The sequence below is a fragment of the Kitasatospora sp. NPDC088351 genome (assembly GCF_040685575.1).
Classification (GTDB): domain Bacteria; phylum Actinomycetota; class Actinomycetes; order Streptomycetales; family Streptomycetaceae; genus Kitasatospora.
Genome location: NZ_JBFBIL010000024.1, coordinates 1 through 24,314 on the forward strand (window position 1 = coordinate 1; position 24,314 = coordinate 24,314).

Sequence of the window (24,314 nt, forward strand, 5' to 3'; positions counted from 1 at the left end):
AAAGCTACCTCGCCGGCCTTCACCTCCGCGGCGCAATGATCTGGATCAAGGACCTCACCCGAACCCATTGATCACGACCGAATACGCGGCCTAGTTGGGTCCGTAGGTGCGCGCCGCCTTGGAGGAGAGCCCGCCGAGCGCGCCGGACGGCAGCAGCCGGGCGGCCGCGATCGCAACCTTGTAGCGCTTGCCCGGGATGGACAGCGAACGGCCGCGGGCCAGGTCCCGCATGGCCTCGTCCACCACCCGTTCAGCGGACAGCCAGCCCCAGGACGGGATGTTGCCCGTCCCCATGCCCGCCCGCTGGTGGAACTCGGTCCGGGTGAAGCCCGGGCAGAGCGCCATCAGCCGCACTCCCGTCCCGCCGACATCGCGCAGTACCCCCTGGGTGAAGCTCACCACCCACGCCTTGCTGGCACCGTACGTGCCGCGCGGCAGGAAGGCCGCGACCGAGGCGACGTTGACGATCGCCCCGCGCCGCCGCTCGCGCATGCCCGGCAGGGCCGCCGTGGTCAGCCGCAGGATCGCCTCGATGTGCACCTTCAGCATGTCCAGTTCGTCCTGGAGCGGGACGGTCAGGAACGCGCCCTTGTTGCCGAAGCCGGCGTTGTTCACCAGCAGGTCCACCGGGCGGGCGGCATCGGCCAGCCGGGCCTCGACGGCCGCGATGCCCTCGTCGGTGGCGAGATCGGCGGTGAGCACCTCCGTCTCGACGCCGTACTTCGCGTGCAGGTCCGCGGCGGAACGTTCCAGCCGCCCGGTGTCCCGGGCCACCAGGACGAGTTGATAGCCGCTCCGGGCGAGCCGGCGGGCGAACGCGGCTCCGATGCCGGCGGTCGCGCCGGTGATCAAGGCAGTGGTCATATCCCCGACCGTACCGACCCCACCCCGGCGGGCCCAACAGACCGGAAAGGTAACCGATCAGCGCACTGCGGATGCAGGTATCGGTGGGCGCTCATAAGGTCGGTCCGGGGGCATCGCCGGACCAGGCGATGACGATCCTATGAGGAGGCACTTCTGATGCTTGCTCAGTACCTGACCGGAAAAGCCCCGGCGTCGCGCGCGACCCGGGCCGAACTCGACACCCTCGGCGCCCTGATGGTGGAGGACGAGGCCGTCGTCAGCGACGCGCCCACGTACCGCCCCGAAGCCGCCGGGCTGCTGTTGCTGCTGGGCCTCATCCTTCTGTCCCCGAAGCCGCCCAAGGAGAAGACCCGGTAACCGGAACGGGTACCGGCCACGCACGAAGGCTTGCGCGGTGAAGCCACCCGTCGCGAAGCCCACCGATGTGGAACTTCTCCCAACGGGCCTCCCCGCAAGCCTTCGTGAAGCCTTCCTCAAGGAGGACCACCCAGCCATGTCATTCGCCCATACCTCGCTCCGCGACGAGTACGCCGCAGCGGTCGAGCAGATGGCGGCCCAGACCCTCGGCGCCCTTCGGGGCGCCGGGGGTGCGGTCGCGCTCGTCGACCCCGGCACGGCCAACGCGTCCCGGCCGCTGCTCGCCGCCGTCCGGGTGCTCGGGCCGGACCTGTTCGCCCCGCAGCTGCTCGGCGGCGCCGCGCCCGACACCGAGGCCGTCCTGCTGCTCGCCGAGGCGCACCGGGCCTTTCCGTCAACCGCCGCCGAGGCGGACGGCCCGGACGCCCCCGAGGGCGCCGCACTGATCGCCGCCTGGCGGGACTGGGCCACCGGGGCCTTGTTCGCCCGGACCCTGCGCTCCATCAGCACTCCCGGCCTGGCGGAACTCTCCCTCCGCGCACCCCAGCCCGACCACGCGCCGCAGCCGCAACCGCATGCCTGGCAGGCCTGGTCGGTCCGGATGGCCCAGCTCTCCGCGCTCGCCCTGCCCGGCCTCGACGGCCCGGTGCACCGGACCGCCCGCACCCACACCCTTGCGCTCGCCCGGGGCACCGTCCGCTCCATGCTGCGCCGCGACCACCGGGTGGCCGCCCGGCTCGCCCGCTGGCTCGCCTGGTCCCGGGCCGAAGGCCTGTCACTGCCGCTGGAGGTCGAACCGGTGCTGGAGCGGATCCACGCCGCCGGAGACGGCAGCTCCCGAACCGCGCTCGAACTCGGCATCGCCGAAGCCCTGCTGGCCATCACCCCGAACGGAGCGACGGCATGACGGACGATCAGCGGCTGTCCATCGCACAGCAGATCGGCTCGCGTGCCATGGCCTGGCTGCACGCCTCCCATGAACGCGGCTTCGGCCGGCTCCCGGACAACGTCACCGTCGACCTCTCCGACCCCAACAACGCCTACAAGCCGATCGCCGAATGCGCGCTGGCCGCCTCGCTGGTCCTGCGGGACGGCGTCACCGGCCCACGGGACGCCCAGGTCGCCCGCGACATGCTGGACTTCGGCTGGTCCCAGCTGCAGAACGGAAACCTCCTCTACGAGCGGCAGTTGCGTCATCTGGTGATGACCGACCCGCTGGAAACCTATGTCCACTTCGCCAGGGCCGGCTACCGGCATCCCGCACTGGAAGAGCTGCTGGCGTCGCTCAGCCGGCTGCGGTCCGTGCACGCCGTCGAGATCCTGCCCGGCCGCCGGCTCGCCGTCGCCAACGCCCGCCGGGTGGTGGGCCTCGCCGACCGGCCGGACGACTGGGCCGCCCTCGCCGCCGGGACATGGCTCAGCGCCACGCCCGAACCGTGGGCCATGGACTGGATGACCGGCTACCACATCACTCATGCCGTCTTCCATCTCACCGACTGGGGCGCCCGACCGGAAGGCCTGCCCGAACCGATGGCCGACTTCGTCCGCGCCTGGCTGCCCGTCTGGGTGGACATCTGGCTGGAGGTCGGCGAGTGGGACCTGGTCGGCGAACTGCTGGTGGTGGACTCGTGCATCGGCGAGCCCGTCACCGGCATTCAGGGCTGGGAGGCGCTGGCCGCCGTTCAGCGCGAGGACGGACTGATCCCCCGCGACAGCTCCGAACCCGTATCGGAGGATCCGGCCCAGGCGTTCAAGGACCACGAACACACCGCCGTGGTCGGGGTGGTGGCCGGCACCGTCACCCTCTCCCGCGCGCTCGGCGGCGCCGCCGTGGCCGCATGAACGTGGCGGGCGCCCTCGGCGGTTCGGGGGAGCCCGACGCGTTCGGCCCGGTGAACGGGCCTGGCGGGCCCACCGCGACTGGCGGGCCCTACGGTCTGGGCGGCCCGGGCGGCCTGGATCGCCTCGACGACCTGGGCGAACCCGGCGAACTCGACGGCTTCGGCGAGCCGGAGCTGGCCGAACTCGTACGGGCCGCCGCGCCGCACGCCACCGCCGTCACACTGGCGGTGGCTCGCGGCGACCGGCAGGCCGTCCGCTGCCACGGGCGGCTCGCCCGCGACAGCGCCGCGCCGTGCACGCCCGAGACCGTTTTCGAACTCGGCTCGGTGACCAAGACGTTCACGGCACTGCTGCTCGCCACCATGGCGGCCCGTGGCGAACTCGCCCTGGACGACCCGGTGGAACGCCACCTCCCCGAGCGCTGGCGCCCTGCGACCGTCCGCCGCGGCGGCCCGATCCGGCTGCTCCACCTGGCCACCCACACCTCCGGCCTTCCCGGACTGCCGCCCGGCCTGCTCGCGGAGGCCGTCCCCACCTGGTTCAGCAACCCGTACGCCGCCTATCTTGACGAGCAGTTGAGGGAGGGCCTGGCGCGAACCACCGTGCACCACAGACCAGGAAGCCGGTTCGGCTACTCCAACTACGGTGTCGCCCTGCTCGGCCGCCTGCTCACCGAGGCCGGTGGCGCCACCTACCCCGAGCTGCTCGCCGACCGCATCCTCCGCCCGCTGGACCTGCGGTCCACCACCTGCTCCCCCGACGCCCCCGACCGGGCCGTCGGACACCGGCGAGGCCGCCCGCTGCCGCCCTGGCGCATCCCCGGCCTGCCCGGCGCCGGCGCCGTCCGCGCCGGCGGCGCCGATGTGCTGCGCTTCCTCCGCGCGCATCTTCCCGGCGAGGAAAGCGAATTGAGAGAGGCTCTGGACGACGTCCAGCAGCTCCGGCTGCGGTTGCCACGCTCGACCGACCAGCTCTGCCTGGTCTGGAACCACCGGCGCGTCGGCGGCCGCGACCTCTTCTTCCACTCCGGCGCCACGCGCGGCTTCACCTCACTGGTCGGCTTCTGCCCCCAGACCGCCTCGGTCGTCGGGGCTCTGGCCAACTGCGGCCCGGCGCTGGACGGACGCTTCGTCCAGCGCGGCTACGAGGTACTGAAGCAGGTCTCCTCGCGGCAGTAGCCGCCGGCCCCCACTCGCCCAACGGCCCCGGTCCGGGGCCGTTTTCCGTTGTCCCGGGCCGTGGACAGGTCGGCCTCCTTCGCGGTGCCGACTGCGACCGTGGCCGGTCCGGCATCCCAGCCGCCGTCATGAGCGCGCTCCCCGCGGTGATGCACCCCCACGCCACCCCTCACACGCGTCCGCCGGACGCTTTCGCCTGCCCTGGCCACAGACCTGGCCGCAACAGTCCAGGGACGCTTCCGTCCAGCTGACAACCCTTCCGCCGGCCCTGAGCCGCGACCAAGCTGGTGTCTGCCACCAGGGAGCACCATCTGGGCGGCGCACCGGACCGGCTGTTCCTGCAGGACAGCCGCCCCGGTCGCCATCACCGCCCTCCGCCCTGCCGTCGGCGCCTTCCGATGCAGACTTCGAGCCGTTCATTGGAGACAGCCATGCCTTTTTCGCGCCCCGCCCTGCGTGCCGCCTGCGCCCTTCTCGCCACGGGCCTGTCCGTCCTCGCCGTCGGTGCGTCCCCGGCGCTCGCCCAGCCGGGGCCGTCCGCCGACGCCACGGCCGCCGTCCCCGGGACGAATGACAAGGGCGGTGCCGGCCAGGGGCCGTCCGCTCCGCTCAACGTCCAGAGCGCACCGGGCAGCGGCGCCTCCCTCCTGGCGGCGGCTCCGACCGTCACCCGCTCCGAGGTCATCAGCCGTGCCAACGGCTGGTTCAACCAGGGCCTCGTCTACAGCTGGAACGGTACCCACCAGGGCTACCGCACGGACTGCTCCGGTTACGCCTCGATGGCCTGGAAGCTCTCCACCCCGGGTCTGGACACCACCAGCTTCGTCCCCAGCGGCGTCGCGTCCTGGCTCGGCAGCAAGAACGACCTCAAGCCCGGCGACGCCCTGCTGAACGACGCCGCGGGGGCTGCCGGACACATCGTCATATTCGACCAGTGGGCCGACACCAGCCACAACTCCTATGTGGGCTACGAGTTCACCGGGAGCGGCGTCAAGCACCGCACCATCCCCTACCCGTACTTCTCCAACTTCGGCACCTACAAGCCGGTCCGTAACAACAGTGTCGTCGACGACCCGACCGGGCCCTCCGTCCGGCCGACGGCGGCGGGGGTGTTCCAGGACGGGACGTGGGCGCTGCGCAACGCCGCGGGCGCCACCACGAACGTGGGCTTCGGCAACACCGGGGACACCCCGATCACCGGCGACTGGGACGGCGTGGGCCACGACCAGATCGGCGTCTTCCGCCCCTCCACCAACACCTTCGCCCTGCGCCACGACAACGGCACCAGCGACTCCCTCACCTTCGGCGACCCCGGCGACAAGCCCGTACCCGGCATGTGGGACCACAACGGCCACGCCCAGATGGCCGTCTACCGCCCCAGCACCAACACCTTCATCGTCCGCCATGACAACGGCACCGTCGACTCCGTCGTCTTCGGCGACCCCGGCGACATCCCGATCGTCGGCGACTGGGACGGCGTCGGCCACACCCAGATGGGCATCTTCCGCCCCGCCGCCAACAGCAGCGAACAGAACATCTTCGCGCTGCGCCACGACGACGGCAGCGTCTCCACCGTTACCTACGGCAACCCCGGCGACCTCCCCGTCGTCGGCGACTGGGCCGGCAAGGGCCGCACCACCTACGGTATCTACCGCCCCAGCACCGGCGACTTCGCCCTCAGCAACGCCTACAACGGCACCCCCGACACCACCTTCCGCTACGGCAACCCCAACTGGACCCCCACCACCGGCAACTGGAGCTGACCGCACCACCTCGGGCGAACAAGATTCGAATAACAGATGACAGATGACAGGTAACAGATTTCGAAATCTGTTACCTGTCATCTGTTACTTGTTGTCTGTTACCTATCCTCCGTTGCCCGTGCCGCTCAGGTCCGTTCGCCGCGCGCCGCTTCGTCGGCGGCGCCGCCCGCGCCGACGGGGCGCATCCGGGTGGCGGCGGTGGCCTTCAGCTCCGGGGCCAGCCTGGCGACATCGCGGGAGCCGACTGCGGCGATCAGGGTGGGGAGGAGCCAGCGGACCGGCTGAATGCCGCGCAGCCAGGCCTGGGCGTAGACGTGGGCGGAGCGGCGGGAGATGCCCGCGGCGAGGCGGGCCACCGCCGGATCCAGCGGGTAGGTCTTGCCGGCCGGCCAGGGCAGCCGGGAGCGCATCCGGGCGAGGACGACGTCCTGGTCGGCGCCGCGCACCATGTCGGTGTCGGTCCAGCTCAGGTAGCCGACCCCGACCTTGACGCCCTGGTGGGCGACCTCGGCGCGGAGCGCGTGGGCGAAGGCCTCGACGCCCGACTTGCTGGCGCAGTACGCGCTCATCAGCGGGGCGGGCGCGATCGCGGCGAGCGAGGCGATCTGGAGGAGGTAACCGCGGCTCTCGGTGAGGGCGGGGAGGAAGGCCCGGGCGGTGGCGACACTGCCGAGGAGGTTGACCTCGATCACCCGGCTGAACACCCGGTGGTCACTGTCCAGCAGCGGGCCGCCGACGGCGATGCCGGCGTTGGCGACGACGGTGTCGATCCGGCCGTGGTGTTCCTTGATCTGCCGGGCGGCCTCGGTGAGCGCGTCGATGTCGGTGACATCGGCCTCCCAGGCGGTGGCGGTCGGTCCGCAGAGGGCGGCGACGTTCTTCAGCTCGGCCGGCTCCAGGCCGACCAGGGCGACCTCGGCGCCGCGCCGGGCGAGCGCGCGGGCGAGCGCGGCGCCGACGCCTCGGGCGGCACCGGTGATCACGACGACCTGCGCGGAGAGCGGCGGAGTGGCGTTCATGCGTCGGCGTTCCTCTCGGGTGAGGCGGCCGACGGCTGGACGCCGAGCGGGCGGGCGACGGCGAGATGGGCGCCCGCGAGGCGGTGGATCTCGGCGACGACCTCGGCGGGCCGCTCGACGGGCAGCATGTGGCCGATGCCGGGCAGCAGGAGCAGCCCCTGCGGGTCGGCCAGCGCGGCGACCATCCGGTGGGCGTGCACCGGGGGCGTCATCCGGTCCTCGGTGCCGACCATGACGGCGGTCGGCACGGTGAGCCGGGCGAGTCCGGCCCTGACGTCCAGCCGCTCCAGCACGCCCGCCCAGTTGGCCCGGACGGCGGTCGGGCAGGCGTGCACGATCCGGGCCGCCGCCTGCACCCGGTCGGCGGGTGACGCCGCTCCCATCGTCACGTACTTGAGCCCGGCGCGGCTGGCCGGGCCGACCGGCCCGAGCGGCAGCCGGGAACCCAGCAGCCGGCGGTGGAGGAAGCGGCGCAGCCCCGGGGAGCGCACCGCTCCCGGCAGGATGGTCAGTTCGGCGATCAGGTCGGCGGGGCCGGTGGAGACCAGCAGGGCGGCGGCGGTGCGTTCGGCGACCTCGGGGCGGCCGGCGGCGGCCATGATGGTCATGCCGCCCATGCTGTGGCCGACGAGGAGGGCCCGCTCCCCCGCCGGGACGGTCCGGGTGAGCACGGCCGAGAGGTCCTCGGCGAGCGCCCGGGTGGAGTAGCGGACCCGGCTCGGCGGGATCTCGCTGCGACCGTGGCCGCGCTGGTCGTAGGCCACCACCCGGTAACGGTCGGCGAGTTGGTGGATGACCGGGGCCCAGAAGGCGGTCGAGCAGGTCCAGCCGTGGGCGAGGACGACGGTCGGCGCCGCGGGCTGCCCGTGAATCTCGACGTGCAGCCGGATGCCGTCGGTCGAGCGGACGTCCAACTCCTCGACGGGAGCGGGCGGAAGACAGTCGGCCGGGAGCGTCGGGCTCATACCAGGGCCTCCTCGGTGGTGGCGGTGGCGGCGCCGGCGGCGGGCGCGGGCGCGGTACGCATGATCAGCTCGTACTCGGCGAGGTCCACCTTGCGGGTGGCGCGGCGGAACGCGGTGGTGGAGGCGGGCCAGAGCACGGTGTTCCTGCCACTGCTGTCCAGGTACCAGCTGCGGCAGCCGCCGGTGGTCCAGACGGTGCGGTCCATCCGGTGCTGGAGTTCGAGGTTCCAGTGCCGCTGCGCGCGGGCGGTCGGCTGCATCGCGGTGGCGCCGACGGAGCGGAGCGTGGTGAGCGCGTCGATCAGATAGTTCAGCTGGGACTCGATCATCAGGATCATCGAGCTGTTGCCGAGGCCGGTGTTGGGGCCGACGACGAAGAAGAGGTTCGGGAAGCCGTGCACGGTGGACCCGCGCAGTGCCTCCATGCCGTCCTTCCACTCCTCGGCGAGGCTGGTGCCGTTGGCACCGAACACCCGTGCGCCGATCGGCATGTCGGTGACGTGGAAGCCGGTGCCGAAGACGATCGCGTCCACCTCGTGCTCGCTGCCGTCGGCCGCGACCAGGGTCGAACCGCGCACCTCGCGCAGGCCGGAGGCGACCACCTCGGTGTTGGCGGCGGCGAGTGCCGGGTAGTAGGTGTTGCTGAGCAGGATGCGCTTGCAGCCGATCCGGTAGTCCGGGGTGAGCCGGGCCCGCAGCGCCGGGTCGGCGACGCCCTGCGCGAGGTGCCGCTCGGCGAGCCCCTGGACGAGGCGCAGCGCGCCGGGCCGGCGGACGAAGGCGTCCACCTGGAGCTCGCGGAGCGCGAACAGCGCGCCACGGCGGATCCTGGCGGTGACGGGCAGCCGCCCGTGGAGCCACTTCTCCAGCCCGCTGATCTCGCGGTCGCCGCGCGGGAGGACCCAGGCGGGGGTGCGCTGGAAGACCGTCAGCCGGCCGACCTTCGGCTGGATGGACGGGATGATCTGGGCGGCGGAGGCGCCGGTGCCGACCATGGCGACCCGCCGGCCCGCGAGGTCGTAGTCGTGGTCCCAGCGGGAGGAGTGGAACACCTTGCCGGGGAAGGTGTCCAGGCCCGGCAGGTCGGGGATCTGCGGGTCGGCGAGCGCCCCGGAGGCGGAGACGATCGCGTCGGCGGTCCACTGACCGGCGGTGGTGGTGATCCGCCAGCGGGTCTGCTCGGCCTCCCAACGGGCTTCGGTGAGTTCGGTGTTGAAGCGCAGGTGGGGGCGGAGGCCGAAGACGTCGGCGACCTTCTCCAGGTAGGCGCGGATGTCGGGCTGGCCGGAGAAGCTGCGCGGCCAGTCGGGGTTGGGCGCGAAGGAGAAGGAGTAGAGGTGCGAGGGGACGTCGCAGGCGCAGCCGGGGTAGCTGTTGTCCCGCCAGGTGCCGCCGACCGAGTCGGCGCGCTCCAGGATGACGAAGTCGGTGATGCCGGCGCGGCGCAGCCGGACGCCGGCGCCGAGGCCGCCGAAGCCGGAGCCGATGACCGCCACCCGGACGTGCGGGACGGCCGCGGGGGCCTGGGGGTCGTGGGCGGCCGGGGCGTCGTCGGTCTCCGGGACGTCGTGCGCGTCGTGGGAGTCGTCGGCGTCCTGGGTGTTTCCGGCCTCCTGGGCGGGCGTGCCGGGCCGGGGGCGCTTGGTGCTGGATGCCATGCGGCGTCCTCCTGAGGGTGGGATCGCGGATTGCACACTGCCAAGAGGAACTGTCCCGGGAAGCGTCCCCCGGAGACCGGGTAACCATGCCAGCAATCACTGGCATGGTTGGCAGGGTAGCCCTTGCTGACAGTTGATGGAAGAAGGACGACCACCCCGTTTCGACGACCGCCGGTCCTATGCTGAGCGCCGTGGAGAAGCTCAGAGCGGCTGCGGACGACGGACAACGCGAGTACCGGGTGGAGGAACTGGCCGAAGCGGCCGGCATCACCGCCCGCACGCTGCGTTTCTACCGCGAGCGCAAACTGCTCCCGCCGCCCCGCAGGGAGGGCCGGATCGCCTGGTACGGCGACGCCCACCTGGCCCGCCTGCGGGTGATCGCCGAACTGCTGGAGCGCGGCCACACCCTGGGCGGTATCGCCGAGTTGATCGGCGCCGGCGAGAGCGGCCGGGACGTCGCCGAGCTGATCGGGCTGGAGGCCGCGATCGTCGCGCCCTGGTCGGACGAGACGCCGGTGCGCCTGGACTGGGAAGAGCTCAAGGCCACCTTCGGCGACCAGCTGACCGAGGAGAACACCGCCGAGTCCATCGCCCAGGGCTACATCACCGTGGAGGACGACGGCATCACCCACGTCAGCCGCCGGCTGATGGACGCCACGATGGCGCTGGTCGCCGAGGGGGTGCCGCTCTCCGCCGTCCTGGAGGCCAGCCGGCGCACCCGGGAGCACGTGGACGCGATCGCCGAGATCTTCACCACCGTGGTCGCCGGGCAGCTGCTCGGCGCGCTCTCCGCCAACGCCCCGCTGCCGCCCGGCGAGGCGGCCCGGCTGACCGAGCGGATCCTCCGGGTACGCCCGCTGGCCCGGACGGTGGCGGACGCGCAGTTCGCGCTGGCGATGGACCGGCGGGTGCACGCCGAGTACGAGGAACTGCTGCGTCAGCGGCGGCTGGAGCCACGCGCCGGCGGCGAGGGTGAGGACGCCTGCGGTCCGTAGGAAAGCCGGTCCGCCCCGGCGACCCCCGCGACCCCCGCGACCCCGGTGGCCGTCACGGTGCGACCGCACGTCAGCTCTCGCCCGCCGCCATCCACCTGAGTTCCCCGTAGCTCTCGCCGGGCCCCGGCGGGCGCGTCCACGAGCGGGTGGTGAAGGAGTGCAGACGGCCCTCGGTGAGGGCGAAGCGGGGCAGCGCGACACCGAACTCTGCCGCGATCGCCGTCAGAGCCGCGCGCTCGGCCCGCCGGTCGGGCCGCCGGTCGTCCTGCTCCGGTAGAACGTGTTCCGCAATGACGTGGTCCGGGCCGGCGTCCTCACCCCGGGCGAAGAACCGGTCCGGGTCGAGCGCCGGCGGTATCGCGCCGCTGCGGCGGATGTCAGCGCCCTCGACGGTGTACGCGTACCGCTCCTCGCCGTCCTCCGCGACGGAGAGGTGGAACAGGCCGTCCCCGGCCGCGTGCGACTCGGCCGGTACGCCCCAGACCACGACCGCCCGGGTGCCGTGCGAGGCGGCTGCGGCCGGGGACTCCAAGCGCGGGGCGCAGAAGGAGGCCGGGTCCGTGTCGAACGCGACGCTCCAACCGGCTCCGGCCCGGGCGACGAAGGCCTGCGCCTTGTCGTCGTACGTCGAACTCACGCCGCCGGCGAACCGTTGCCACTGAGCCTCCCAACGGGTCATCGGCGCACCCAGCGCGGTGGCGTCGCCGTCCGCCCCGAACCGGCCGGGCAGTTCGTCCGGGGCCACACCCTCGACCAGGACGAAGCGGTACCCGTCATGGCGCCCCTGCCGGTCCTCGGCGGCCAGCCAGGCCAGGCCATCGCACCCGGACTCGCCCCCGCACCCGCACCCGCACCCGGAGCCGGAGCCGGACCCGCCGGCCGGGGCGACGACCCCCGCCGGTCCGTCGTCGGCGTACCCGCCCCTCGGGACGGCGAGGAGTTCACGTCCGCGCTCCGGCGTGACGAGCGGCCCGAGGAGGGGGTCGGCGAGCAGGCCGAGCGGCGCGAGGTGGTCCGGCCCCAGCGGTGTCCAGTGCGGCAACCCGGCGAGCAGCGTCCGCCAGGCCTCGTCCGTGCCGCCCCATCGCGCCTGCTCCCGGGCGTGCTCCACGGCCCGGCCGAACGCGCCGGGAGCGGTGTAGCGGAAGGTCTGCTCCGCCACCTGCCGCAGGATCTCCGCCGCCGCGCCGCGCACCTCTCCGGACGCGGAACGCAGCACGAACTCCCATGAACCCGGGTCGCGTTGGGACCGGATGTGCTCGGCCGCCAGCACGGCCACCACGTCACCGGTGTAACGCGGATCGGCCGCCAGGCCGCCAAAGCCGACCGACCAGGTCTGCCCGAGAAGACGCCTGATCTGGTCGAGCATCTCCGTGGCGCGCGGCCTGCCGAACTCCGCCGCCTCCTTCAGTGCCGCCTCGGCCCGCTCGTACCCCCCGCGCAGCGCCTCGGCCCGGCCCTGCTCGACCAGTTCGTCCAGCGCCCGGGTCGTGCTGTTGACGAACCTCCCTTCCGTACGGCCGGAGGCAAGCCGGTGGAACTCGCGGTACATGGCGGCCATGAACGCCCGGAACGACCCGTACCTGGTCGGCGGGCCACCGGACCAGGACGCGTGCCGGTAGACCGCCCACTCCCCGGCCTCGTCCCGGTCGAGCGGGTCGAGCAGGACGAGCACCAGGTCGGACTCGACGTCCAACTGCAGCGCGCGATCCCACATCCCGGCCCGCATGACCTGCTCCGGCGAGGAGTTCTCGTCCAGGAACTCACGGTCGAGCCGCCCCACCCCCGCGCCGTCCCGGTGCCAACGGGCCCCCTCGGTACCGGCGAGCCGCCAGACGAAGCCGCCCGCGTGCCGCCAGCCGTCGCTGACCTCCAGGAAGGCCCGGTACGACGGCGGCAGCGGCTGCCCCACCCACGCCTCCATCGCGGCTGTCCGCTCGGCGGACGCGGGCTCGAACCCCAGCCAGCGGGCACGCAGCGGCTCTTCGTCACCCGCCCTGTTGTCGTCGGCGTCGGCGTGCGCGTCCGCCCACTCCTCGCTCCACCGGGTGAGGAACGAACGCCAGTCGAAGGTCTCCTCGGTCATGGCGGCGATCCTCGCACCCGCCACTGACAGTCCGTCGACCGGCGCTCACGCCCCGTCGCGGGCCTCTCGCACCAGGCCGGCCCACCACTCCGGGTCCCGCCCGTACCGGTCGACCAGGCCGGACCAGGCCGGCTCCGCCAGGACGACGGCGCAGGCGTCCTCGAAGCGGCACCGCTCACCTCCGAGCAGTTCCCGGGTGATGACGATCGCGAGGGCGGCCGGGGCGTCGGAGGTGGCGAGCCGCCGCTGGACCTCCGGCATACCGGCGCTGTCGAGCACCTCGCGATACCGGTCCACCCAGCCCGCCAGCCACCAGCGCTTCGCCTCGGGGCCGGTCCCGTCGTCGCCGTCGAAGGTCGGTGCCAGGGCCTCGGCCAGCCGTCGGACGTACTGCTCGGGGCCGCCCTCGACCTCGGGATACTCCCGGGCGAAGTCGTCCCACTCCAGGTCCACCGCCAGCTCCCCGATCCTCGCCGCGGTGACGGGGTGGAAGGCGTACCAGTGCTCCCCGCCCACGAAGGCGTCCCGCAGCACCGACCGGCGCAGCCAGCACGACTCGGCCAGCAGCACCGCGTCGTAGAGGTCCTTGCCCTGCGGGTACCGGTCGGTGACCAGCCACATCAGCTTCCACGCGAGCGAGAGTTCGGGGGTGACGCCGAGCACCGGGGCACCGGGCCCGTCCGCCAGCGGACGGACCAGCCGTCGCTCCGGCGCCACCGGCAGCCGCTCGTTGAACACGAAGTCGAGCTGCACGGTGCCGCCGGGGAGCCCCTCGGCCGCCCAGGGCAGGGCCAGGCGCCGGCCGGGAACGCGCTCGTACGTCCAGATGTCCTCGCTCACGGCGCCTGCCGCGTCGAAGCGCACCGGATGCCCGGTGGCAGCTTGCCCGGCCGCCAGCTCGGCGGCGCGGGCTATGCCGTCGATCATCGCGGCCGTCCGGGGCTCCCCGATCTCCCAGTCGGCCGGGGTGACCACGAAGTCCAGGTCGCCCGGCTCGCGCGCCGCCTCGCCGTACCAGCCGCGCAGCAGGACACTGCCGCGCAGCACCAGGTGGTCGGCCCAGTCCGAGCCGGCGATGCCGGCGAGGACGAGGTCGATGGCGCGGCGCCGGGCGTCCCGCCAGGCGAGCCCGACCTCGCGGTCCGCGAACCGGGGGTCGGTGGCCCGGTAGGCGTTCGGGTACTGCTTGAGGGCGGGGTCGAAAACCGCCTTCTGGACCGCGCGCGGGTCCTGTACCGGCCGGAGCGTCAGCGGCAGCCCGTACCCCGGGCGCCGTTCGTCGTCGAGCGGGGCCTTCGGCACCTCCCGATTACGCCATCCGAAGGATTCCCAGGTGCCGGTCATCGTCTGTCCGTTCCGTCGAGCCAACCGTCGTCCACCGCCAGATTGCTGTCGTACACGACGAACTCCCGTTCCACCGAGAGGATGTCGAAGCCGGCCCCGGCGACCGCGCCGACCAGCCGGTCCAGCCGGTCCCCCGCCGTCCGCAGGCCGACGCCGTGGCAGCGCTGGGTGACGAACCGCTGCTGCCGCCCGGACGGCCCGGCCACCCGGCGGGCGTTCCAGGAGACGTGCGCGCCGTGGCCGACGGCGACGGCGGTCAGGGCCTCGCGCTCGGCGTCGGCGGCGAGAGCCACCTTGAGATGGTGCTCGAAGTACCGCTCCGGGCCGAGCCGGCGCGCGTCCTCGTCGCTCGCCGGAACGCCGTCCGTCCAGGGCGTGGCCTCGATCTTCACCCGCACCGGCCGGTACCCGGCGGCGCTCAGCCCGTCCGTCAACTCCTCCGCCGCGACACGCTGTTGGCGCAGCGATCCGGCGCCGTTCAGGGTCACCATCGGCTGGGACTTGGTCCGGCCCCGGGCGAGGCGGATGTGGAGGAGCTTCACTCCGCGCTCGGCGGCCCACCGTTCGAGCCCCGGCAGATCGCCGTCCGGGCAGGCGACGGTCACATGGGTCTCGAACTCGCCGAGGAAGCCGGCCTCGGCCGGCGACGGAGGGAGTGGGTAGTCAGTGTGCACCACCACATGATCATCCCAGCTCAGGACGCTCGCCGACACCGGTTTTCCATCCACCCCGAGGCCGGGCGAACTCTCCCGTACGCCACGGCATTGCACCTCGGACGATGGCCTCGGGGTCGATCAGTGCGTGGAAGTAGGTGCGTCAGGGGGCGGCCGAGGGCGGGGTGTGAGGGTCGTCCAGGTGCCGTCGGGGAGTTGCCGCACGGTGGCCGCCTGGGGGCCGGGCGGGAAGGCGGCTCATCATCTCAGAGCGCGCGCTCCAGCAGGGCCAGCAGCGCGGTCCAGTGCCGTTCGTCCGCCGCCGCGTCGTAGCGGTCGGTGTCGGCCTGGGTGAAGCCGTGGTGGGCTCCCTCGTACACCTCGGCGGTGTGGCGGACACCGGCGGCGGTGAGGGCCTTCGTCAGACGGTCGATCTGCTCGGCGGGGAGCGCAGGGTCCTGGTCGGCGTGCCCGAAGTACAGCTCCGCGGTGATCCGGTCGGCGAGCAGGTGCGGGCTGTCCTCTGCCTCGGTGGCCAGGAAGCCGCCGTGGAAGCCGGCCGCCGCCGCGACCCGCTCGGGGTGGTCGGCGGCCGTCAGCAGGGCCAGCCGGGCGCCCAGGCAGTAGCCGGTGATGCCCACCGGCCCGTCGGCGACGAGCGGGGAGTCGGCCAGCCAGCGGAGGTAGGCGTCGGCGTCGCGCTCCGTCTGCTCCGGGGTGAGCGACCCCACGATGGGGCCGAGGCGTTCGAACAGGCCCGGGTCCGCGCCCGCGGCGATGAACTCGGGCAGTTCGACGACCGGCGCGCGGCCGTGCCGGTAGAAGACGTTGGGCACCAGGACGGTGTAGCCGGCGGCCGCGAGCCGGTCCGCCATCGCCCGGATGTGCGGCCGGAGCCCGAAGGCGTCCAGGTAGAACAGGACGGCGGGGTGGGGCGCGCCGTCGTCCGGGTGGGTCAGGTAGGCGTCGGCGGTGCCGTCCTGGGTGGGGATGTCCACGGATGTTCCGCGCACGGTGGCCATCGGCGTCTCGCTTCCGTTGTCGGGGGGACGACTGTCCGGGAGATGGTCGTCCGGGAGATGATCCACGGTGCAGGGTACTCGGAACCAAGGCGCGGCCGGGGCTCGTTGGACCAGCATGGCGATAGTCGTGAGCATGTTGACGATGGCGGCGCTGATGCTGGTGCTGATCGGGTCGGTCGCGGTGCGCCGGATCGGGCGACGCGGGCGGAGCCCGGGCGCGCGGAGTACCGGGGTGGGCCTCGGCGCCGCCGGGATCGAGGAGTTGCACGCCCTCTTCAACCCCAACAAGCGGGTCCAGATCGAGCAGCGCCAGGAGCAGCTGGCCCTGCGGGACGACAACCTGGCGGGTGCTCCGCCCGGGACGGGGGTCGACCTGGAACGGGGCGTCGCGGTGTTCGGGCGGCGGGAGCTGCCGCGGGGAGCGTGAGCGGCATCGACCGGCCGCGGTTCGGGCTCCCCGGGCGCGGAGCATGTGGGCGAGCGTGGCGGCCGTCACCGGCACCGGTGCCGCGGCCCGCTCGTGACGGACGGGGCGTCAGAGGCGGTGCAGGCGTTCCTCGTCCGAGGTCCGGGGGCAGGTGAGGCAGGCGGGGGCGGGGCCGACCGCGTAGTAGAGGCAGCAGCCGAGCCGGGTGCGGGTGATGTGCTCGCGGCCGTCGGCGCCGGTCAGGCGGCGGAAGGCGGCGGCACCGGGCAGCGGCAGGGTGCCGCCGGGCAGGACGGCCTCGGCGGCGGCGACGGCGGCGTCCTCCTCGCCCAGCATCCGGCCGAGGTACCAGATCGCGGAGGCGAGATCGTCCGTCACCATGCCCCACAGCGCCCGGGTGCCGCGCCGGGTGGGGGCGGCGAAGGCGGTGAGCAGGGGTTCGACGTGGGTGACGACGGCGGCGCGCAGTTCGGCGCGGAGTTCGTCGTCACCGGGGAGGGTGATGTGGTCGCGCGGGCGGAGCGCGAGGTCGCCGGTGGGGGCGTGCAGCCAGAGGTCCGCAGGGTCGATCGTGGGCACCCGGCGGCCGAGGTGCCATGGTCCGGCGATCAGGACGCAGACGGACCACAGGTAGTGGTGCAGCAGCCGGGAGGCGGTGACATGGGGGCGCGGGGCGGTGCCGTCGGCCGCGGCGATCCGGGCGGCCTCGCCGGCCAGCGCGGCATCCAACGCCTGTGGGTCACGGGCGAGTTCGACCGCCGAGTACCAGCCCATGGCCGCCGGCGGGGGCGGTTCGCCGGCGGCGAGCAGCCGGACCCGCAGCACCGGGCAGAGGTCGGACAGCCGCCGGTAGTCCGCGCGGAGGGGCTGCGCGACGCGGGGCACGGCGGGCACAGGTGTTCCCGAGATCATCGGCACTCCCGAGATCGAATGAGGTGAGGCTTACCTTATAGGCGATCAATGGATGCCCCGGACCACACCGGGGGCGACTTGACGGACTTAGGCAAACCTAACCTAGGATCTCGCCCCGTGCCGAGAATCGACCCGCCGGACACCGCGGCCCCGGCGGCAGCCGTCCGCACCACGGAGAGGCCAGACATGCGGCTCTATCTGCTCGCCCTCAATCCCACCGACTCGGTCACCGAGGGGTTCCTCCCGGCCGCCGCCCGGCTCGGGCTGGACGTCACCGTGCTCACCGACCACGCCGGCCCTCACCACCGCGCCTACACCGGAATGGAGTTCGCGCCCGAGGTGCTGGAGTGCGAGGTACCGGACTTCCGCGCGGTGGTCAGCCGCATCTCCCGTCACCACGCGCCCGACGCGGTCTTCAGCAACAGCGACCACCTCCAGACCCAGACCGCCCTGGCCGCCGAGTACTTCGGGCTGCCCGCCAAGGACTGGAAGGCCGCGCTGCGCGCCAAGGACAAGGGCCAGCTCCGCCGCCACCTCGCCCTGGCCGGCCTGGACTCCGTCTGGTCCGCCGAGCTGGCGCCCGGGCAGGACCCGGCCGAGCTGGACCCGCCGTTCCCCTGCGTCGTCAAGCCGCGCGAGGGCGTCGCCAGCGAGGACGTCACACTGGTCGGCGACGCCGCCGAACTGGCGCTCCGATGCCGGGAGATCCAGCACCGCCGGGCCGGTGCCACCCTCGTCGTCGAGGAGTTCCTGCCGGGGCGGCTCCACACCCTGGAGACGCTTGGTGACGGTCGGCGGCGGCATGTCCTCGGCGGCTTCCGGACCAGGCTCTCCCCTCCCCCGCACTTCATCGAGGAGGCACTGGAGTTCACCCCCGCGCACCCGCCGCACGTGGTCGGCCAGGTGCTCACCCAGCTCGACGCGATCGGCATCGGGCTCGGCGCGTGCCACACCGAGTTCGTCGTCCAGCCGGACGGCCGGGCCCGGATCATCGAGGTCAACTACCGTGCCATCGGCGACCAGTGCGACCTGATGCTCGCCGAGGTCCTCGGCATCCCGCTGTTCGAGCACATCCTCGGCGCCCACCTCGGCCGCGCACTGCCCGAGGACCTCGGCGAGCACTGCGCCGACACCGCCCGCCGCGCCCGCAACGAGGCCGTCTGCGCCGACCGGGCCGGCATCCTCACCGCCGCCCCCGGGCCGTACGACGAGGAGCGCGACGGCGTCCGGCTCGCCTACCGGCCGCTGCGCCCGCTCGGCGAACGCCACGAGCACTACCGCACCAACCGGGACTACCTCGGCGTCATCTGGGCCGTCGGCACCGACCAGGCCGCCGTGGACACCGCCGTCGCCCGCTTCCGCGCGGCCAACCGCTGGGAGATCACCCCGTGAGCACCGCGCGCCCTGCACCCGATGCGAACACCACCGGCCCGGACTCCTTCGAACCCCATTCCGCCGAAGCCCAGTTGACCCTGCGGGTGCTCTCCGCGCTGCTGCGCGAGGACGTGCTCGGGCTGCGCAGCCACAGCCGGCCCGAGGACCGGGCGGACGGGTGCTGGCTGGTCCTCCCCGAGGCCGGCCTCGCCCTGCCCGTCGCCACGGAGGGCTTCCAGTGCGAGTACGCGGCCCGGTGGCCGCTGCTGGAACTCCACGGCACCGGACTCACCTCCCTGGAGGCCGTGGTGGCCGCCCTTGCCGGGCTCTCCGAGGACGAGGACCGGCCCGGCTGGGCGGCCTTCACCGAGGAGTGCCGGCAGACCCTGGCCACCATGGAACTGCACCGGCGCTCCCGGGCCGAGGTGCACACCGCGCTCACCGACCTCTACGGCGCGGACCCGGCCGACTGGACCGGCCCCGCCGCCGCCCTCGGCCACGACACCCTCGCCGCCTATCTCGACCACCCGGTCTACCCCACCGCGCGCGGCCGGGCCGGCCTCACCGAACAGCAACTCCGCTCGTATGCACCGGAGTTCCACCCGGCTTTCGAACTGCGCTGGCTGGCCCTCCCGGCCGGCGCCGTCACCGCGCACGGCGACCGGCCGCTGCCCAGCTGGTGGCCCACCCCCAGCTGGCTCGGCCTCGACCTGGACGGCGGCGACGCCGCCTGGGCCACCCTGCCGGTGCACCCCCTCACCGTCGGCGCGCCGCTCGCCGAGGCCCTGCGCGCCACCGGCCTGGCCGACCGCGCCGTGCTCGCCGACCGGCCCTACCTGACCGTCGTCCCCACCCTCTCCATGCGCACCGTCGCGGTCGCCGACGACCCCGCCCGCCACCTCAAACTCCCGCTCGCCACCGCCACGCTGGGCCGGCTCAACCGGCGCACCATCAAGCCCGGCACCCTGCTCGACGGCGCCGCCGGCCAGCGACTGGTCGAGGCCGTGCTGGCCCGCGAACCGCGCCTGGCCGGGCGAATCCTGCACGCCGACGAACAGAGCTGGGCCCACGCCGGGCACGAACTGCTCGCCGTCCTCTGCCGCCGCTACCCCGCCGGCCTCGACCGGGCCGTCACCGTCCCGCTGGCCGCCCTGCTGGCCCCCGCCCCCGGCGGCCGCCTCGTCCTCGACCACCTGGCCGACCGCTACTACGGCGGTGACCCGCTCGCCCTCTACGACGCCCTGCTGGAGCTGCTGCTCGACTGGCAGACCACACTGTTCGGCTATGGCATCGCGCTGGAGTCCCACCAGCAGAACACCTCGCTCGTCCTGGACGGCGACGGCCTGCGACTGCTCTACAAGGACGACGACGGACCGCGCGTCCACACCGGCCGGCTCGCCGCCACCCTCGGCGAACAGGCCCCGGCCCGGGAGGAGTTCGACGACGCCCGGATCTTCGGCACGGACGACCGGCCGCTGACCGACCTGTTCACCACCATCACCGGCCATCTCTGCACCGGCGCCCTGGCGTTCGGCCTCGCCGCACACGGCCGCGCCGAACTCACCGACACCCTGGCCCTGTTGCGCGGCCGCCTGACCGAGGCCGTCGACCGGATCGGACCGGCCGGCGCACCGCTGCGCACCGCCCTGCTGGACGCCGGGCGGCTGCCCGTCAAGGCCATGGTCACCGCCGGCACCCTGCTCGGCAAGCAGCGCTCGGGTGCCGCCGACATCAACAAGCACTACACCAGCGGCCCCAACTACCTCCTGGCGCCCGGGCCCGCGCGATGAGCGCGAACACCGTGGCGTGGTACTCCGGAATCGGTGCCGTCACGGCCACCGGATCAGCCCTCCCGTCCCGCAAGCGCTGGAGTCGCCGATGACCCACGAACTGCCGACCGCCGACCAGGCGGTGGCCCACACCCTGCTCAACTGCCTGCTGCGCGAGGTCTCCGCACCCGAGCGCCGGACCGCCGTCACCGACGGCCGGCTGCTGGTCCGGCTGCCCCGGCGGGGCGTCCGGCTGCGGATCACGCTGCGCCGCACCTCGCTGCTCGGCGCGCACCGCTTCACCGGCCCGGTGGAGGAGGAACGCCCGGACGGCTGGACCGAGCTGGACTGGCGTGAGCTGGCCGGGCACGTCCAGCACGAGCTGGAGCTGCGGACCGGAACGGTGAACGAGGAGTTCCTCGACCAGCTGGCGTCCAGCCATGACGGCGTGCGGGAGGGGCTGGAGAACCGACCACAACCCGGCACCGACCGCTACCTGGAGTCCGAGCAGGCCCTGCTGTTCGGCCATCGCTTCCACCCCGCCCCGAAGTCCCGCTCCGCCGCGCGCGGCGACTGGCGCGCCTACGCGCCGGAGTCCCGGGCCGTCTTCCGGCTGCATCACCTCGCCGTCCGGGAGGAACTGCTCGCGCACTCCTCGCTGGACGAGCGGGCCACCGCGCTGCTGGACGGACTGGGCGAGGCGCCCGCCGGTTACCGACTGCTGCCCGCCCACCCCTGGCAGTACCAGCTCCTCGCCGACCACCCGCTGTTGCGTGACGCGCTGGCCGGCGGGGAGATCCTGGACCTCGGGCCCGGCGGGGAACCGTTCACCGCCACCGCCTCGGTGCGCACCCTGCACGGCGCGGGCGCGTTCCTGAAGTTCAGCCTCAACGTCCGGATCACCAACTGCCTGCGCAAGAACGCCGCGTACGAGCTGACCGGCGCCGTCGCGCTCACCCGGCTGCTCGCCCCGGCGCTGGCCGACCTCGCCGAGCGCTTCCCGGACGCCGCAGTGCTGCGCGAACCGGCGTTCCGCACCCTCGCCCTGCCCGGCGCCGACGGCCGCCCGGACCAGGCGCTGTACGAGGGCTTCGGCCTGATCGTCCGGGAGGGCTTCGCCGGTGTGCTGCGGCCCGGCGTCACCCCGCTGCTCGCGGCCGCCGTCGCCGACGAGCACCCGACCAGCTCGGCGCACATCTCGCGGCTGCTCGGGCAGCGGGACGGCCCCGGGGGCGGGGAACGACGGGAGGACGGGCGGGCGGCGCTCGACTGGTGGAACGCCTATCTGCGGCTGCTGGTCCCACCCGTGCTGGCCGCCTACTTCGACCACGGCGTGGTGCTGGAGCCGCACCTGCAGAACGTGCTGATCGGTGTGGACGCGGCCGGGTGGCCCGCCCAGGTGATCTTCCGCGACCTGGAGGGCACCAAGCTCCTCCCCGAACGGAACGCCGCCCCGCTCGCCGTCCTGCCGCCCGAGGTGGCCGGGCCGATGGCGTACGACGCCGAGCGCGGCTGGGACCGCGTCGTCTACTGCCTGCTGGTCAACCACATCGCCGAACTGCTGGCCGCGCTCGCCGACCGCCACCCCGCGCTGGAGGGCGCCCTCTGGGAGGCCGTCCGCCACACACTGGCACGGTACGCACACGCCCACGGCTGCCCGCCGAGGCTGCGCGCCCTGCTCGCCGGGGCGCCGCTGCCCGCCAAGGCCAACCTGCTCACCCGCTGGGAGCGCAAGGCGGACCGCGAGGCCGGGTACGTCCGGCTGCCGTCCCCGCTGGCCGGGCACATCCTGGCGGGGGCCGCGCAGCCCCCGGGCCGGGACGCGCTCGCGGGCACTCGGCCCGTTCCCGCCACCGCCGTTCCCGCCACCGCGACCGCCCCCGTTCCCGCTGCCGCAGGGAGTGCCCGATGACCGAGGCCGTCCGCCGGCACGTGGCCGGCCTCGCGCCGGAGGCGCTGCCCGCCTACGTCTACGACCTGGCGGCGCTGCGCGCGCACGCCGCCGCCGTCCGGGCCGCGCTGCCCCGGCGGGTCGAGCTGTACTACGCCGCCAAGGCCAACCCCGAGGCCCCCCTGCTGACCGCGCTGCGGGACACCGTGGACGGCTACGAGGTCTCCAGCGGAGGCGAGTTGGCCCATGTCCGGGCGAGTGTGCCGGGCGCCCGGCTGGCGTTCGGCGGCCCGGGCAAGACGCCCGCCGAGATCGCCGCCGCCGTGGCCGCCGGGGTGCACCGCTGGCACGTCGAGAGCGAGCAGGAGCTGCACCGGCTGGCCGCCGTCCTGGCCGGGCGGCCGCAGACCGTGGTGGACGTGCTGCTGCGGGTCAACCTGCCGGTGGCGACGGGCACGCTCGCCTCGGTGGCGCTGGCGATGGGCGGGCGGCCGACCCCGTTCGGGCTGGACCCGGAGCGGGCCGAGGAGTGCGTCCGGCTGCTCGCCGGGCCGCTCGGACGGCGGCTGCGGCTGCGCGGTGTGCACGCCCACCTGGCCAGCGGGCTGGCCGCCGGGGAGCAGCTGGCCCTCGCCGAGCGGATCGTCGGCTGGTCGGCCGCGCTGGCCACCCGGCACGGGTTCGTCCTGGACGAGGTCAACGTGGGCGGCGGCATGGCCGTGGACTACGCCGACCCGGCCGCCCGCTTCGACTGGACGGCCTTCGGCGCGGGCCTGGCCGGACTTCTCGACCGCCACCCCGGCCTGACCCTGCGGATCGAGCCGGGGCGCGCGCTGACCTCCTACTGCGGCTGGTACGCCACCGAGGTCCTGGACGTGAAGCGGAGCCACGGCGAGGACTTCGCGGTGGTCCGCGGCGGCACCCACCATCTGCGCACCCCCGCCACCCGCGGCCACGACCAGCCGTTCTCGGTGCTGCCGGTGCCGGACTGGCCCCACCCCTGGCCGCGGCCCGCCGTCACCACCGGCCGGGCCACCCTGGCCGGTCAGCTCTGCACCCCGAAGGACGTGCTCGCCCGCGCCGCCCCGGCGGCGGACGGTCTGCGCACGGCGGACCGGGTGCTGTTCGCGATGGCCGGCGCGTACGGGTGGAACATCTCGCACCACGAGTTCCTGATGCACCCTCGCCCGGGCTTCCACTATCTGGACGGGGCGGCCACCGGGGACGGCTGACGGCACAGCCGGGAGGCTGCCGGGGGCTGCCGAGGACACCGGCGGAGCCCGGCGCGGGGCCGCGACGCGCGCCCCGCCGAGGGGGCTGCCGCAGGTCACCACCGCACAGGCGTGCGAGAGTGGTAGGCAGCGAAGGGAGCGGGCACGTGCTGATGGACAAGGTGGCGGAGATCCTCGCCGAGGCGTCGGCCGAGGTGGTCGAGCCGCGGTTCCGGGCCCTGGCCGCGGGCGAGGTGATGGAGAAGGCCCCCGGCGACCTCGTGACCATAGCCGACCGCGAGGCCGAGGTGATCATCGAGCGGCGGCTGCGCGAGCTGCTGCCCGTCCCGGTGGTCGGCGAGGAGGCCGTGGCCGCCGACCCGGCCCTCGCACAGGCCCTGCACTCGGAGCCCGCCGTCTGGCTGGTGGACCCGGTCGACGGCACGTCGAACTTCATCGCCGGGCGCCCCGACTACGCCGTGATGGCCTCGCTGGTGCGCGCCGGGCAGACCGTCGCCGCGTGGATCTGGCAGCCGGCCACCGCCACCTGCTACAGCGCCGAACTGGGCGCCGGCGCCTGGCGGAACGGCCACCGGCTGACCCGGACCCCGGCACCCGCCGTGCCCGCCAAGTGGCGCGGCTCGGTGAAGAGCCGCTACCTCGACCCGGCGTCGCACCGCCGGCTCCAGACCAGCGCCGCGGCGGCCTTCGGCGAGCTCACGCCCGGCCGGAACGCCGCCGGGATCGAGTACCCGGACCTCGTCGAGGGAGCGCTGGACTTCATCCTCTACTGGCGCACCCTGCCGTGGGACCACGCCCCCGGTTCGCTGCTGGTCACCGAGTCCGGCGGGGTCTCCGCCCGGCTGGACGGCAGCCCGTACCGGCCGGAGGCGCCGGGCGGCGAGGACGGGCTGCTGGTCGCCGCCGACCAGGAGACCTGGCAGCAGACCCGGGCCGTCCTGTTCGGGGAGTAGCGCCCGCCTG

General features: G+C 73.9%; 21 protein-coding genes. 12 read left to right on the forward strand and 9 right to left on the reverse strand.

Annotated elements, in window-relative coordinates:
* Positions 1 to 90: 90 nt before the first annotated feature.
* Positions 91 to 864, reverse strand: coding sequence for an SDR family oxidoreductase (locus AB0P06_RS18510; RefSeq protein ID WP_363608509.1), 774 nt, complete (start codon positions 862 to 864; stop codon positions 91 to 93).
* A gap of 156 nt (positions 865 to 1,020) precedes the next feature.
* Between AB0P06_RS18510 and AB0P06_RS18515 the strand changes: the two genes are divergently transcribed.
* From AB0P06_RS18515 to AB0P06_RS18535, 5 genes are all read left to right on the forward strand, one after another.
* Positions 1,021 to 1,221: a hypothetical protein gene (locus AB0P06_RS18515; protein ID WP_363608511.1), complete on the forward strand. Its 201-nt coding sequence runs from the start codon at positions 1,021 to 1,023 to the stop codon at positions 1,219 to 1,221.
* A 136-nt stretch (positions 1,222 to 1,357) separates the two neighbouring features.
* Complete coding sequence (locus AB0P06_RS18520) at positions 1,358 to 2,128, forward strand: hypothetical protein (protein WP_363608513.1); 771 nt, start codon at positions 1,358 to 1,360, stop codon at positions 2,126 to 2,128.
* Complete coding sequence (locus tag AB0P06_RS18525) at positions 2,125 to 3,063, forward strand: hypothetical protein (protein WP_363608515.1); 939 nt, start codon at positions 2,125 to 2,127, stop codon at positions 3,061 to 3,063. The genes AB0P06_RS18520 and AB0P06_RS18525 overlap by 4 nt, the downstream gene beginning before the upstream one ends.
* The gene (locus tag AB0P06_RS18530; RefSeq protein WP_363608517.1) at positions 3,060 to 4,241 is read left to right on the forward strand and encodes a serine hydrolase domain-containing protein; all 1,182 of its coding nucleotides are present in this window, start codon (positions 3,060 to 3,062) and stop codon (positions 4,239 to 4,241) included. Before AB0P06_RS18525 ends, AB0P06_RS18530 begins: the two co-directional genes overlap by 4 nt.
* Positions 4,242 to 4,672: 431 nt before the next feature.
* Positions 4,673 to 6,004 carry a hypothetical protein gene (locus AB0P06_RS18535; protein ID WP_363608519.1) on the forward strand — a complete coding sequence of 444 codons (1,332 nt, stop codon included), beginning with the start codon at positions 4,673 to 4,675 and terminating at the stop codon, positions 6,002 to 6,004.
* Between the two features lie 125 nt (positions 6,005 to 6,129).
* Here AB0P06_RS18535 and AB0P06_RS18540 read toward each other — a convergent pair whose 3' ends face one another.
* From AB0P06_RS18540 to AB0P06_RS18550, 3 genes are read right to left on the reverse strand one after another with little or no spacing between them, the layout of a single operon-like run.
* Positions 6,130 to 7,023: an SDR family oxidoreductase gene (locus tag AB0P06_RS18540; protein WP_363608520.1), complete on the reverse strand. Its 894-nt coding sequence runs from the start codon at positions 7,021 to 7,023 to the stop codon at positions 6,130 to 6,132.
* A complete protein-coding gene (locus AB0P06_RS18545; protein ID WP_363608522.1) occupies positions 7,020 to 7,988 on the reverse strand; it encodes an alpha/beta hydrolase in 969 nt (322 codons plus the stop codon). Before AB0P06_RS18545 ends, AB0P06_RS18540 begins: the two co-directional genes overlap by 4 nt.
* Complete coding sequence (locus AB0P06_RS18550; protein ID WP_363608524.1) at positions 7,985 to 9,646, reverse strand: NAD(P)/FAD-dependent oxidoreductase; 1,662 nt, start codon at positions 9,644 to 9,646, stop codon at positions 7,985 to 7,987. Before AB0P06_RS18550 ends, AB0P06_RS18545 begins: the two co-directional genes overlap by 4 nt.
* A gap of 191 nt (positions 9,647 to 9,837) precedes the next feature.
* Here AB0P06_RS18550 and AB0P06_RS18555 point away from each other — a divergent pair, with 191 nt between their 5' ends.
* A complete protein-coding gene (locus AB0P06_RS18555; protein ID WP_363608526.1) occupies positions 9,838 to 10,641 on the forward strand; it encodes a MerR family transcriptional regulator in 804 nt (267 codons plus the stop codon).
* Between the two features lie 70 nt (positions 10,642 to 10,711).
* On the opposite strand, the gene AB0P06_RS18560 is transcribed toward AB0P06_RS18555, so the two are convergent.
* The 4 genes from AB0P06_RS18560 to AB0P06_RS18575 all read right to left on the reverse strand — a co-directional run bounded on the left by AB0P06_RS18560 (position 10,712) and on the right by AB0P06_RS18575 (position 15,746).
* Positions 10,712 to 12,727 carry an SMI1/KNR4 family protein gene (locus AB0P06_RS18560; protein ID WP_363608528.1) on the reverse strand — a complete coding sequence of 672 codons (2,016 nt, stop codon included), beginning with the start codon at positions 12,725 to 12,727 and terminating at the stop codon, positions 10,712 to 10,714.
* 45 nt (positions 12,728 to 12,772) lie between these two features.
* Positions 12,773 to 14,029, reverse strand: coding sequence for a nucleotidyl transferase AbiEii/AbiGii toxin family protein (locus tag AB0P06_RS18565; RefSeq protein ID WP_363608530.1), 1,257 nt, complete (start codon positions 14,027 to 14,029; stop codon positions 12,773 to 12,775).
* Positions 14,030 to 14,067: 38 nt separating this feature from the next.
* Positions 14,068 to 14,745, reverse strand: a complete 678-nt coding sequence (locus AB0P06_RS18570; protein ID WP_363608532.1) for a hypothetical protein — start codon at positions 14,743 to 14,745, stop codon at positions 14,068 to 14,070.
* 245 nt (positions 14,746 to 14,990) lie between these two features.
* Entirely contained in the window at positions 14,991 to 15,746 is a 756-nt protein-coding gene (locus AB0P06_RS18575) for a dienelactone hydrolase family protein (RefSeq protein WP_363608534.1), read from the reverse strand.
* 133 nt (positions 15,747 to 15,879) lie between these two features.
* On the opposite strand from AB0P06_RS18575, the gene AB0P06_RS18580 reads away from it, so the two are divergent.
* A complete protein-coding gene (locus AB0P06_RS18580; protein WP_363608536.1) occupies positions 15,880 to 16,173 on the forward strand; it encodes a DUF6191 domain-containing protein in 294 nt (97 codons plus the stop codon).
* Between the two features lie 108 nt (positions 16,174 to 16,281).
* Here the strand turns inward: AB0P06_RS18580 and AB0P06_RS18585 are convergent, their stop codons facing one another.
* Positions 16,282 to 17,067 carry a (2Fe-2S)-binding protein gene (locus AB0P06_RS18585; protein WP_363608538.1) on the reverse strand — a complete coding sequence of 262 codons (786 nt, stop codon included), beginning with the start codon at positions 17,065 to 17,067 and terminating at the stop codon, positions 16,282 to 16,284.
* 204 nt (positions 17,068 to 17,271) lie between these two features.
* On the opposite strand from AB0P06_RS18585, the gene AB0P06_RS18590 reads away from it, so the two are divergent.
* From AB0P06_RS18590 to AB0P06_RS18610, 5 genes are all read left to right on the forward strand, one after another.
* A complete protein-coding gene (locus AB0P06_RS18590; protein WP_363608675.1) occupies positions 17,272 to 18,477 on the forward strand; it encodes an ATP-grasp domain-containing protein in 1,206 nt (401 codons plus the stop codon).
* A gap of 86 nt (positions 18,478 to 18,563) precedes the next feature.
* Positions 18,564 to 20,249, forward strand: a complete 1,686-nt coding sequence (locus tag AB0P06_RS18595) for an IucA/IucC family protein (protein ID WP_363608677.1) — start codon at positions 18,564 to 18,566, stop codon at positions 20,247 to 20,249.
* 88 nt (positions 20,250 to 20,337) lie between these two features.
* The gene (locus AB0P06_RS18600; protein ID WP_363608540.1) at positions 20,338 to 22,140 is read left to right on the forward strand and encodes an IucA/IucC family protein; all 1,803 of its coding nucleotides are present in this window, start codon (positions 20,338 to 20,340) and stop codon (positions 22,138 to 22,140) included.
* Positions 22,137 to 23,351 (forward strand): type III PLP-dependent enzyme, encoded by a 1,215-nt coding sequence (locus AB0P06_RS18605; protein ID WP_363608542.1) that lies wholly within the window; start codon positions 22,137 to 22,139, stop codon positions 23,349 to 23,351. The genes AB0P06_RS18600 and AB0P06_RS18605 overlap by 4 nt, the downstream gene beginning before the upstream one ends.
* Before the next feature lie 152 nt (positions 23,352 to 23,503).
* Positions 23,504 to 24,304, forward strand: coding sequence for an inositol monophosphatase family protein (locus AB0P06_RS18610; RefSeq protein ID WP_363608679.1), 801 nt, complete (start codon positions 23,504 to 23,506; stop codon positions 24,302 to 24,304).
* Positions 24,305 to 24,314: the final 10 nt, after the last annotated feature.

Excerpts from the sequence above, each read along its gene's own strand:
- AB0P06_RS18510 (WP_363608509.1), bottom strand. The coding sequence starts at position 864 with ATGACCACTGCCTTGATCACCGGCGCGACCGCCGGCATCGGAGCCGCG.
- AB0P06_RS18515 (WP_363608511.1), top strand. The coding sequence starts at position 1,021 with ATGCTTGCTCAGTACCTGACCGGAAAAGCCCCGGCGTCGCGCGCGACC.
- AB0P06_RS18520 (WP_363608513.1), top strand. The coding sequence starts at position 1,358 with ATGTCATTCGCCCATACCTCGCTCCGCGACGAGTACGCCGCAGCGGTC.
- AB0P06_RS18525 (WP_363608515.1), top strand. The coding sequence starts at position 2,125 with ATGACGGACGATCAGCGGCTGTCCATCGCACAGCAGATCGGCTCGCGT.
- AB0P06_RS18530 (WP_363608517.1), top strand. The coding sequence starts at position 3,060 with ATGAACGTGGCGGGCGCCCTCGGCGGTTCGGGGGAGCCCGACGCGTTC.
- AB0P06_RS18535 (WP_363608519.1), top strand. The coding sequence starts at position 4,673 with ATGCCTTTTTCGCGCCCCGCCCTGCGTGCCGCCTGCGCCCTTCTCGCC.
- AB0P06_RS18540 (WP_363608520.1), bottom strand. The coding sequence starts at position 7,023 with ATGAACGCCACTCCGCCGCTCTCCGCGCAGGTCGTCGTGATCACCGGT.
- AB0P06_RS18545 (WP_363608522.1), bottom strand. The coding sequence starts at position 7,988 with ATGAGCCCGACGCTCCCGGCCGACTGTCTTCCGCCCGCTCCCGTCGAG.
- AB0P06_RS18550 (WP_363608524.1), bottom strand. The coding sequence starts at position 9,646 with ATGGCATCCAGCACCAAGCGCCCCCGGCCCGGCACGCCCGCCCAGGAG.
- AB0P06_RS18560 (WP_363608528.1), bottom strand. The coding sequence starts at position 12,727 with ATGACCGAGGAGACCTTCGACTGGCGTTCGTTCCTCACCCGGTGGAGC.
- AB0P06_RS18575 (WP_363608534.1), bottom strand. The coding sequence starts at position 15,746 with ATGGCCACCGTGCGCGGAACATCCGTGGACATCCCCACCCAGGACGGC.
- AB0P06_RS18580 (WP_363608536.1), top strand. The coding sequence starts at position 15,880 with ATGTTGACGATGGCGGCGCTGATGCTGGTGCTGATCGGGTCGGTCGCG.
- AB0P06_RS18590 (WP_363608675.1), top strand. The coding sequence starts at position 17,272 with ATGCGGCTCTATCTGCTCGCCCTCAATCCCACCGACTCGGTCACCGAG.
- AB0P06_RS18600 (WP_363608540.1), top strand. The coding sequence starts at position 20,338 with ATGACCCACGAACTGCCGACCGCCGACCAGGCGGTGGCCCACACCCTG.
- AB0P06_RS18605 (WP_363608542.1), top strand. The coding sequence starts at position 22,137 with ATGACCGAGGCCGTCCGCCGGCACGTGGCCGGCCTCGCGCCGGAGGCG.
- AB0P06_RS18610 (WP_363608679.1), top strand. The coding sequence starts at position 23,504 with ATGGACAAGGTGGCGGAGATCCTCGCCGAGGCGTCGGCCGAGGTGGTC.